The organism is Escherichia sp. MOD1-EC6475, from assembly GCF_003046645.1.
GTDB classification, from domain to species: domain Bacteria; phylum Pseudomonadota; class Gammaproteobacteria; order Enterobacterales; family Enterobacteriaceae; genus Escherichia; species Escherichia ruysiae.
Genome location: NZ_PZKQ01000080.1, coordinates 1 through 3,229 on the forward strand (window position 1 = coordinate 1; position 3,229 = coordinate 3,229).

Below are 3,229 nucleotides of genomic sequence, written 5' to 3' on the forward strand. Positions count from 1 at the left end.
TAAGTTGGCAGCATCACCATGTTGTGGTACCATTTAAAACTATAAAGCTACTATAAGGTCAATAGAGTAAAGAATCCGTTGGGGAGGAGGCTGATGCGCATTGGTCAGTTGGCGCAGTTGGTAGGGGTCGAAACACAGACGATCCGCTTCTATGAACAGCAGGGCTTGTTGCCGCCGCCTGATCGGCAGGACAACGGTTACCGTGTCTATACCGAGAAGCATGGTGAGGGGCTGGCCTTCATCCGTCGCTGCAGAATCCTGGGCCTGTCACTGGCTGAGATTCACGAACTACAGAGCTATCAGGACGCCCCTCATCAGCCTTGTACCGCCGTCAACGCCTTGCTCGATGATCACATCTCTCATGTGCGGTCGCAGATAACCGCTCTGCAAGCGCTTGAGAAACAACTCGTTTCACTGAGAGCGAGTTGCAACGATGACCGGGAAGTTGAGGCGTGTGGGGTTCTTGCTGGAATTAGCGAAGGAAACATGCACCAGCAGTAGGTGAAGCATCAACCAGATAATCCGATGAGATGCCGGTCTGTCTCACTCTCATGCAAAGGTAAGATCAACCATTTAATCCGCTTACCCCTATAATATAGCTCTAGATAATAGCAGAAAGAATAACATCAGACCGGCGGCAAGCAGATATGCCGATAGCGATAAGCTTGAAAGACTGATTTACGTTTTCAGAAATTAACCATGTAAGCAAATGCCTGACACCAAGAAATATCTTTCATGACAGATAAAAACAGGAAACAGCATAATGAAGTCATTGATATATTTTGGAATGCTCATTTTTTTTATGATGAAATCCATCGCAGTTATCAGTGCAGAACCGGTAAACGAGCCAACAAAGCATCTGATTTCTATTGGTGTTTTTGCCGATCGGGGAATGACTGAAGCCAGAGAAAGATGGCAACCAACAATCAATTGGTTAAAACAAGAAATACCAGAGTATGATTTCCGGTTAATTCCGCTGCCTTTATCTCAGTTACAGCACGAAATTAGTCAACAAAATCTGCAATTTATCATTGTTAATCCATCAGAAAGTATCCGTATCGGTAGGGTTCACTCTTTATCCTGGATGGCGACATTAATCAGCCCAATGCAGGGCGGAACAACTACCGCAACAGGTTCGGCTATGTGGGTCAAAGAAAATAGCCCGTTTACCGATCTATTACAGTTATCCGGTAAGCCCATCGGTACCGCTCATCGTCAGGCATTCGGTGGTTTTATGGCAATGGAAAGAGAGTTGCACCAAATGGGTGTCAGCAATCGTTATTTCTCTCATGTACAGGAAATCGGTTATCCTCATGAATCCGTTGTTCAGGCTTTATTAGCCGGGAAAATTCAGGCCGCTATTTTGCCGGTCTGCCTCGTTGAATCAATGATAGAAAAACACCAGTTGGAAGAAAAAGCACTCCGGGCATTAAACAATATCGCGCCCGACTCCTTTGGCTGTCAGGTTTCTACTCGTCTTTATCCTAACTGGAGTTTTGCCATGACCGACGCGGCAGACAGAACGTTGGGACGAAAGATTCTCACCGCATTATTAGCGGTTCCTAGCCAATCCGAAGTCGCAAAAGCTGCACAATCTCTGGGATGGACAGTTCCTGAAAGTCAGGCGGAACTGGATCGATTGTTTAAAGATTTAGGAATACATCCTCTGGAACAGCCCTGGTGGATTAAATTATGGGAGTGGATTAAGAGCCGTTACTACCTGCTGATCGTCATCGGTATCGCCTTAATTATTTTGCCGCTTCAATACATTTTCCTGACGATGAAATATCGTAAAAGTACCCTTTCGCTACAGCAAGCGTTAGAGAATCTGCAATATGCTCAACGTCGGGCATTGGTCAATAAACTGGGCTCAAGTTTAGCGCATGAGTTAAGTCAGCCGCTGTCCGCGATTCATCTGTATGCTGAAGGTGAACTATCGCGCCGAAAACGCGGTGACCACTCCACGGATATTGATGTGTTACTGGATAAAATTCGCCATCAGGTTATCCGAATTAATCAAGTTGTCGATCGTTTCCGTCAATTACTCAGAAAGCAGGCTATACAAAAAACGCCTCAGGATCTGGCAATTATTCTGCAGCAGGCAATAAAACTTGTTGAGATCTATGCAAAATCAAAACAAGTAGAGCTAATTTTACATATCGATAAGCAAAAGATGCTTCTGAAGGCAGATAAAGCAGGAATAGAACAATTAATGGTTAATTTATTTACTAATGCAATTGATGCTTCCGCTCAGGCCGGTGCTTGCAGCGTATCGATCAATCTGTTACATACAGAAAACAAGGCACATTTAACCGTCAGAGATCGCGGAGCAGGTTTACAACTGCCACTGGAAGAACTTATGACGCCATTTGTCACAACAAAAGCGGACGGAATAGGCCTTGGTTTAGTTATCTGTAAAGAAATTGCCGAGTCACATCGCAGTACATTTTTACTACAAAACCATCCTGACGGCGGATGCGAAGCATCTGTTATCTTCACTCTCTACCACAACCATAAATAACGGAGTTCAGCATGTCAGAAATACAGCGTTTATACATTGTTGATGATGATGAATCCGTTCTGGATTCCCTTGAATTTGTTCTGCAAGGTGAAGGATATCAAACTCAGTGCTTCTCCTCCGCCGAAGCTTTTTTACAGTGGAGTGAACGGCATATTGAGTGCCTGACGGACACCGGTTGCTTAATTCTGGATTGCCGCATGCCGGGAATGGGTGGTCAAACGCTGCAAACATTGCTTAGCCAAACCAGAAGCACTTTAGGTATCGTTTTTCTGACCGGATACGGCGATGTTCCGATGGCCGTTGATGCCTTGAAACAAGGAGCCGTTGATTTTCTGCAAAAGCCGGTCGATCAAAAACATCTGTTACGTGCCGTGAAAAACGCTTTAATTTGGTCAGCAGCAGAAAAAGCGCGCCAAACGTACATCAGCCGTTATGAGCAATTAACCGGTCGTGAACGCAATATCTTAACTTTGTTGGCCGATGGAAAAACAAATCAGCAAATTGCTGAAAATCTTTTTATTTCTGCCCGAACGGTTGAAGTACATCGAGCCAATATGCAAAAACACTTAGGCATGGGTTCTTTGGCTGAAATGGTTCGTCTTTATACGCTGGTTGAACCTTATTTAGGTGAGATTTGCGAGCCGCCGGTCAGAATAAAACGGAAATAGAAGAGAAATAGAATACGGCTATCGGTGATGCTGCCAACTT

Annotated in this window: 3 protein-coding genes; all 3 read left to right on the forward strand. The window is 44.7% G+C overall.

Features of this window, described 5'->3' with window-relative positions:
* Nucleotides 1-93 precede the first annotated feature (93 nt).
* On the forward strand, nucleotides 94-501 hold the full coding sequence (gene cadR / locus A7589_RS21015; RefSeq protein WP_029396360.1) for a Cd(II)/Pb(II)-responsive transcriptional regulator: 408 nt from the start codon (nucleotides 94-96) through the stop codon (nucleotides 499-501).
* 262 nt (nucleotides 502-763) lie between these two features.
* On the forward strand, nucleotides 764-2,521 hold the full coding sequence (locus tag A7589_RS21020; RefSeq protein WP_032306943.1) for a sensor histidine kinase: 1,758 nt from the start codon (nucleotides 764-766) through the stop codon (nucleotides 2,519-2,521).
* 11 nt (nucleotides 2,522-2,532) lie between these two features.
* A complete protein-coding gene (locus A7589_RS23545; protein ID WP_029396361.1) occupies nucleotides 2,533-3,189 on the forward strand; it encodes a response regulator transcription factor in 657 nt (218 codons plus the stop codon).
* The last annotated feature ends 40 nt before the right edge of the window (nucleotides 3,190-3,229 follow it).

Coding starts and splice junctions, on each gene's coding strand:
- cadR (WP_029396360.1), top strand. CDS start 94: ATGCGCATTGGTCAGTTGGCGCAGTTGGTAGGGGTCGAAACACAGACG.
- A7589_RS21020 (WP_032306943.1), top strand. CDS start 764: ATGAAGTCATTGATATATTTTGGAATGCTCATTTTTTTTATGATGAAA.
- A7589_RS23545 (WP_029396361.1), top strand. CDS start 2,533: ATGTCAGAAATACAGCGTTTATACATTGTTGATGATGATGAATCCGTT.